The following is a 342-nucleotide window of genomic DNA, read 5'->3' as shown; positions in this document are numbered from 1 at the left end:
TGCTTCAAAAATTCAATATCAAGATTGATTTCTTAAAATAAATTGGAAAACAATACTTACTTAATTACACATGAAAAAAACAAATATTTTTACAATAGCACCTTTACTGGTCTTAACTGTTTTTCTATTATTTGGGTTTACTATAAAAAAACCAACTTCGACTTATAAATGTATGATTCAGATGACGAATTATACTGGTGAAGGTGCTTATATTGTTGTTTCGCTTCTTAATGCTGAAGGCGATTACGAAAAGACATTATATATTCAGGGAGATGATGACGAATGGTATTTTGATATTACCGAATGGTGGAATTTCCAAGGAAAAGAGCGCACTGATATAGA

Annotated in this window: 1 protein-coding gene; it reads left to right on the top strand. The window is 29.8% G+C overall.

Going from position 1 to position 342, the window contains the following annotated elements:
* Positions 1–70: 70 nt before the first annotated feature.
* The coding region (locus tag B2U95_RS09580; protein ID WP_296315565.1) for a DUF2271 domain-containing protein at positions 71–342 on the top strand (272 nt) is incomplete at its 3' end.

This window comes from Winogradskyella sp. UBA3174, assembly GCF_002364335.1.
Lineage (GTDB): Bacteria > Bacteroidota > Bacteroidia > Flavobacteriales > Flavobacteriaceae > Winogradskyella.
Note: the sequence above shows the minus strand (reverse complement) of the source record. Positions and strands in the feature narration are given on the sequence as shown.